The following is a 5,413-nucleotide window of genomic DNA, read 5'->3' as shown; positions in this document are numbered from 1 at the left end:
GGTAGAGCAGCGGTCTCCAAAACCGCGTGCCGAGGGTTCGAATCCTTCTGCCCCTGCCACATTGTTTGCATGAAATAGATGTCATGCACGAAAAGCGCGTAGATACGCGCTTTTTTCATGTTCTGACGCTGAAAAAATTAAGGTGAAAACCGTAGATGATTTTTCATGATTTTTAAGTACCGGAAGGGATTGAACCCTAGACAATTGAATATTATCAAACATTCCGGCAAGTTTGGAGCAGATTTCGCTCCCCACTTGCCGACTTATTATGAAAAAAGTTTCACAAAGTTTTAAAGGCTGTTTTGTCTAATATCACGAATTAATGTGATGTTAAACGAAACAGTCTTTTTTGGTTAGCACTAAAGAATAGGGGGTGATTCCAATGTGGTAATATACCATTTATAAAAGCAAATTTTTTTCAGAAGGAGGCTATATGATATACAACCAAAATAAAGTAGAAATGCTAAGACAGAGATACCCCGAAGGAACAAGGATCTGCGTTGACTCGATGGACGACTACTGTCCCATTGAAAGCGGAACCTGCGGTACGATTGAGTTTGTGGATGATGCGGGTACTCTCCATTGCAAATTCGATAACGGCAGAACGCTTGGCGTTATTCCCGATGTGGATGATTTCCATGTAGTCAAACAGGAACAGCAGCAGATAAATGAGCAAACGGTAGAATCCACCGAAAGTGAACAGACCACTGAAAAGGAGAATAATGAAGAATCCGAAGAAATGAATATGTCAATGTAACGGTTAAGTTAAAAAAAGCTTAGCCGTTTTTTTGTTGTAAAAAAGGAGATGGTGCAGCTTGATAAAGTATTTCGATATCTTTGCAGGAATCGGCGGATTCAGAAGCGGTCTTGAAAAAGCAGGCGGATTTGAATGTGTCGGTTACTGCGAGATTGATAAGTATGCAAGGCTTGCATACGAAACTTTGTATGATACGGAAAGCGAGGTGATGTATGATGACGCAAGAACGATCGACCCAAACGAACTGCCCGATTTCGACCTTATATGCGGAGGATTCCCTTGTCAAAGCTTTTCAATCGCTGGAAAGCGAAAAGGCTTCAGCGATACCCGTGGAACTCTCTTCTTTGAAATTGCCCGAATTGCCGCCGTTAAGAAACCTAAGTTTCTGCTCCTTGAAAACGTTCCCGGCTTGCTATCGCATGACAGCGGCAGGACGTTTGCTGCCATCCTCAGTACGCTGGATGAACTGGGGTACGATGTCGCATGGCAGGTGCTTAACAGCGCAAATTTTGGAGTCGCCCAATCCCGAAAGAGAGTGTATATTGTCGGATTTTATCGAGAAAAGTGCTCCGGAAAAATATTGTCTTTCACGGACGCAAATCCAAAAACTCTTGTCCAAAGAATTCCCGGAAAGGAAGGAAACCGAGTCTACTCGGTCGAAGGACTGAGCATAACGCTGACAAGCCAGGCAGGAGGCTTCGGCGGAAAGACAGGACTGTATGAGATAATGGGACTGCCCATTAAGGTCAAAACAAAAACAGGCTATCAGACCGCCTTGCCCGGCGACAGTATAGACCTTGCATATCCCAATCTCAATTCAAGGCGAGGGAGAGTAGGAAAAGAGATAGCACATACGCTCACGACAAGCTGTAATCAGGGGTATTACGCATTGGGAATAGATATGAATCCCGAACCGAAGGTCACAGAGCTTGCAAGGTGCATAACAGCAAGGCAGGACAGCGGCATAGGTCATCATAAGGGCGAAAAGTCCGGAGTGATTCTCGTAACCGAACCCATAGCCGTGCTTACCCCTGCAAAGGAAGAAGTAAGACAGCAGGGACGAAGATTCAAGCTTCCAAACGAGCCTATGTTTACAATAACGGTAACGGACAGGCACGGCGTTGTTTACTGCGGATATATACGAAAGCTTATGCCGTTGGAGTGCTGGAGACTGCAGGGCTTTACCGATGAGCAGTTTAACAAGGTCAAGGCTGTGGGAATGTCAGATGCCCAACTGTACAAACAGGCAGGCAACGCAGTAACCACAAATGTTGTGGAGGCGGTTGCAAGAATAATTTTAGAAACGGAAAAAGGAGAAAACGCATGAGTAATGTGATAAAGATTTTTGAGAATGAGGAGTTTGGCAGAGTAAGAACGATCATCAAGGACGGCGAGCATTGGTTTGTGGGAAAGGATGTTGCCGAGATTCTGGAGTACAGAAATACGAAAAAGGCATTATCCGATCACGTTGACGAGGAAGATAAGTATCAAGGCGATGGGGTAACAATTCGTGACCCCATGGGCAGAGTGCAGCATCCAACAATAATCAACGAAAGCGGACTATACAGCCTCATACTCTCAAGCAAGATGCCAAGAGCCAAAGAGTTTAAGCGTTGGGTAACATCAGAGATCCTCCCCACCATCCGCAGAACAGGCGGCTATGTCGCAAACGAAGATATGTTTGTCGACAACTATCTGCCCTTCCTCGATGATGCATACCGTAATCTTTTCCGTCTGCAGATGATTGCAATAAATCAGCTGAACGAGCGTATCCGTCATGATAAACCGCTGGTTGAGTTTGCAAATCAGGTGGCTAATACCAACAACCTCATCGACATGAACGCAATGGCAAAGCTTGCAAGAGAGGAAAATATCCCTGTGGGCAGAAACAGACTGTTTGACAGGCTTAAAAGAATGGGCGTGCTTATGTCAAACAACCTGCCCTATCAGCAGTATATTGACCGTGGATATTTTGCGGTCAAAGAGTCGGTGTTCGAGGTGGACGGTCTGAAAAAGATCTATCAGCAGACGCTTGTAACGGGAAAGGGTCAGGTGTTCATAATCGGACTGCTGAAAAAGTATTACGGAAAGGAGTGCTTGCAGTAATGGAGATAACAAATATCTCAATAGACGAACTGAGAAAAATGACCGATAAAGATGGACTTGTCCTGCAAGGCTGCGGCGGTGATTTGAAGGAATGGGTGAACGGCATAAACGATATGCTGACGGAAAGCGGAATATTGCAGAATGGAAGCAGATTTGAAAAGGTGTATACCTTTGAAAATGAAGAACTTACCTGCCTGCTGTTTCCGTTTGAAAACATTCAGCTTGACATCGGTAAGCTTGCAATATGGCGAATTCAGACCAGAGCGGATTACGGAAGCACATGGCTATCTGACTATGTGGAAAACAAGCTGGGCGGGTTTTTAACAGAACCGCAGAAGCCGAAATGTCCGCTGATAGGTCAGGACGGCAATATCTTTAATCTTATGGGGATAGCCTCAAAAACTTTGAAAAGAAACGGCATGGTTGATGAAGCAAAGGAAATGTGCAAACGTATCACATCTTCCGAAAGCTATGTTGAAGCGCTGAGCATTATTGACGAATATGTGGAGATCACTTCGGTCGATGATGAACAGACCGAAGATGAAGATTTTGAAATGGAGATGATGTAAATGACGTATTTATTCATGGGAATGCTGATAGGCGGCATTTTAGGAGCTGCCATAGGCTCGCTTGGAGCTTCTGCGTATTTTCTGAAGAAAGAAACCTGCAGGCTGAGAAATCTCTGTAGAAAGGGGAATGAAAATGCCTAACCATATCACAAACCGAATAGAAATTAAAGGTGATGCCGATAGGATCGGGAGTATCATGGAAAAGATCAAAAATGATGAAACCGGTATCGGCACCATTGACTTTGAAAAGATAATACCCATGCCGGATAACATTTTCAAAGGCAATTTAGGTCCGAAAGAATGGGAGCTGTATAGCAAGAATAACTGGTACGACTGGTCTGTTGCCAACTGGGGTACGAAATGGAACGCATATGGGTTTGACCCCGATACCGATTACAGCAAGGAAAAGGAGATAAGATTTCTGACCGCATGGTCTGCTCCACACCCTATCCTTGAAAAGCTTGCAAAGATGTTCCCCGACGTGAAGCTTGAACACGAATGGGCTGACGAGGATATCGGCATGAACTGCGGCAGGCGTGTATATTATGACAGTGAGCGGATCGAAGAATACTATCCCGAAAGCCAGAAGGATAGACTTGAATTTGCAGCGAGAGTTATGGATATTCAGCTGGAAGAAGATTGCGGACTGTATTTGAACGCAAGCGAAACAGAATATATCAATATTGAAGGTGATGACGAGTATGAGCTGATAGAGCTTTTCGGTCAGCCTGCACTTTTCACCAATGACAGGATAACAGACGCAGACATTCCGAAGGGTATGCATTGTTACCATATCAGGCATGGAGATGAGGGAGAATTTGTTTCGATAGAAAAGCACACTGCTGTAAATCACGCAGGCTCGGTGGTCACAAGAGAACCGATAGACCTGGGTGAGCAGGGATATATCTCATTTACCGACGACACTTCTCCGGATTTTAAAGGAGAGATAATGTCGCTGTATGAGTTTTGGGAATATGATCCTGAGCAGTCACAAACCGAGGATTTGGAAATGGAGATGAAGTAATGCACACAAACAGAGTTAAAGCCAAAGTTGACTTCAAGTTCTGTATGGGTAATATCCCTGCAATGCTGAGAGCAACAAAGCCGGTGCTTTCGGAAAAACAGTACAAGGAGCTGTGCAATGAAGTCAACAAAACAGACGGCTACCTCGAACAGAAACGCATCATATTCAGCTGCGTTGACCCCATAATCAAGGGCTGAAACAAAACAAATGAATAAATAGACAAGGTCGTTTTGCCAATGACAGAAAATTTCTGTTTTAAGCAAAGCGACTTTCTTTCTGTCATTGGTATAAATGCCGGAAAGGAATTTAATGAACAGTTTTATGTCATGGGTAGGGGGAAAGAAAAATCTGCGTGACGCTGTGCTTGCGAGGTTTCCGCCCTACTATGAGCGATATATCGAGGTGTTCGGCGGAGCAGGCTGGGTTCTGTTCCATAAGCCGCCGGGTATGGATTTCGAGGTCTGGAACGACTTTAACGGAAATCTGTCTAATCTGTATCGCTGCGTAAGAGATAAGCCGAATAAGCTGAAATACAAGCTGAGGTATGTCCTCAATTCAAGGGAAGATTTCGACCGTATCGCTTCACTTCATAAGCGTGGTATCTTTTCAAAGCTCTGTGATGTGGACAGAGCGGCTAAGTTTTATCAGCTTATACGTTACAGCTATGCATCCGGTCTTGACAGCTTTGCAAGTCAGCCGCACTCAATATGGACGGACTTTCCGATGATAGACCTTGCGGCACGCCGACTGCAAAAGGTCATAATAGAAAACAAGGATTTTGAAAAGTTGATTAAGCAGTATGACCGTCCCGTCAGTTATTTTTACTGCGATCCGCCCTACTTTGCAACCGAAAGCTACTACAAGGACGTGGGATTTACGGCAAAGGATCATATCAGATTATAATCCTGTATAATAAAACTTGACACATACAAAACAATCAAAGTATAATAAAAACAA

At 44.3% G+C, this 5,413-nt stretch carries 7 protein-coding genes and 1 pseudogene; all 8 read left to right on the top strand.

Translation table 11 applies throughout. The features are described from left to right. The first annotated feature begins 433 nt into the window (after positions 1–433). Positions 434–757: a DUF4314 domain-containing protein gene (locus tag DW938_RS14115; RefSeq protein ID WP_118125544.1), complete on the top strand. Its 324-nt coding sequence runs from the start codon at positions 434–436 to the stop codon at positions 755–757. A 58-nt stretch (positions 758–815) separates the two neighbouring features. After that, complete coding sequence (dcm, locus tag DW938_RS14110; RefSeq protein WP_118125542.1) at positions 816–2,084, top strand: DNA (cytosine-5-)-methyltransferase; 1,269 nt, start codon at positions 816–818, stop codon at positions 2,082–2,084. Next, the gene (locus DW938_RS14105) at positions 2,081–2,863 is read left to right on the top strand and encodes a phage antirepressor KilAC domain-containing protein (protein ID WP_118125540.1); all 783 of its coding nucleotides are present in this window, start codon (positions 2,081–2,083) and stop codon (positions 2,861–2,863) included. The genes dcm and DW938_RS14105 overlap by 4 nt, the downstream gene beginning before the upstream one ends. Further along, complete coding sequence (locus tag DW938_RS14100) at positions 2,863–3,432, top strand: hypothetical protein (protein ID WP_118125538.1); 570 nt, start codon at positions 2,863–2,865, stop codon at positions 3,430–3,432. Before DW938_RS14105 ends, DW938_RS14100 begins: the two co-directional genes overlap by 1 nt. Beyond that, on the top strand, positions 3,433–3,573 hold the full coding sequence (locus tag DW938_RS14895) for a hypothetical protein (protein ID WP_181984468.1): 141 nt from the start codon (positions 3,433–3,435) through the stop codon (positions 3,571–3,573). Positions 3,574–3,628: 55 nt separating this feature from the next. Beyond that, positions 3,629–4,456, top strand: a complete 828-nt coding sequence (locus tag DW938_RS14095; RefSeq protein ID WP_147342408.1) for an LPD28 domain-containing protein — start codon at positions 3,629–3,631, stop codon at positions 4,454–4,456. Continuing rightward, complete coding sequence (locus tag DW938_RS14090) at positions 4,456–4,653, top strand: hypothetical protein (protein ID WP_118125534.1); 198 nt, start codon at positions 4,456–4,458, stop codon at positions 4,651–4,653. The genes DW938_RS14095 and DW938_RS14090 overlap by 1 nt, the downstream gene beginning before the upstream one ends. Positions 4,654–4,777: 124 nt before the next feature. Continuing rightward, a pseudogene (locus DW938_RS14085) lies at positions 4,778–5,356 on the top strand (DNA adenine methylase); the annotation flags it as partial. Positions 5,357–5,413 lie beyond the last annotated feature (57 nt).

The organism is Ruminococcus sp. AM43-6, from assembly GCF_003461785.1.
Lineage (GTDB): Bacteria > Bacillota > Clostridia > Oscillospirales > Ruminococcaceae > Hominimerdicola > Hominimerdicola aceti.
This window is presented reverse-complemented; position numbering and strand designations above follow the sequence as displayed.

Excerpts from the sequence above, each read along its gene's own strand:
- DW938_RS14115 (WP_118125544.1), top strand. The coding sequence starts at position 434 with ATGATATACAACCAAAATAAAGTAGAAATGCTAAGACAGAGATACCCC.
- DW938_RS14105 (WP_118125540.1), top strand. The coding sequence starts at position 2,081 with ATGAGTAATGTGATAAAGATTTTTGAGAATGAGGAGTTTGGCAGAGTA.
- DW938_RS14100 (WP_118125538.1), top strand. The coding sequence starts at position 2,863 with ATGGAGATAACAAATATCTCAATAGACGAACTGAGAAAAATGACCGAT.
- DW938_RS14895 (WP_181984468.1), top strand. The coding sequence starts at position 3,433 with ATGACGTATTTATTCATGGGAATGCTGATAGGCGGCATTTTAGGAGCT.
- DW938_RS14095 (WP_147342408.1), top strand. The coding sequence starts at position 3,629 with ATGGAAAAGATCAAAAATGATGAAACCGGTATCGGCACCATTGACTTT.
- DW938_RS14090 (WP_118125534.1), top strand. The coding sequence starts at position 4,456 with ATGCACACAAACAGAGTTAAAGCCAAAGTTGACTTCAAGTTCTGTATG.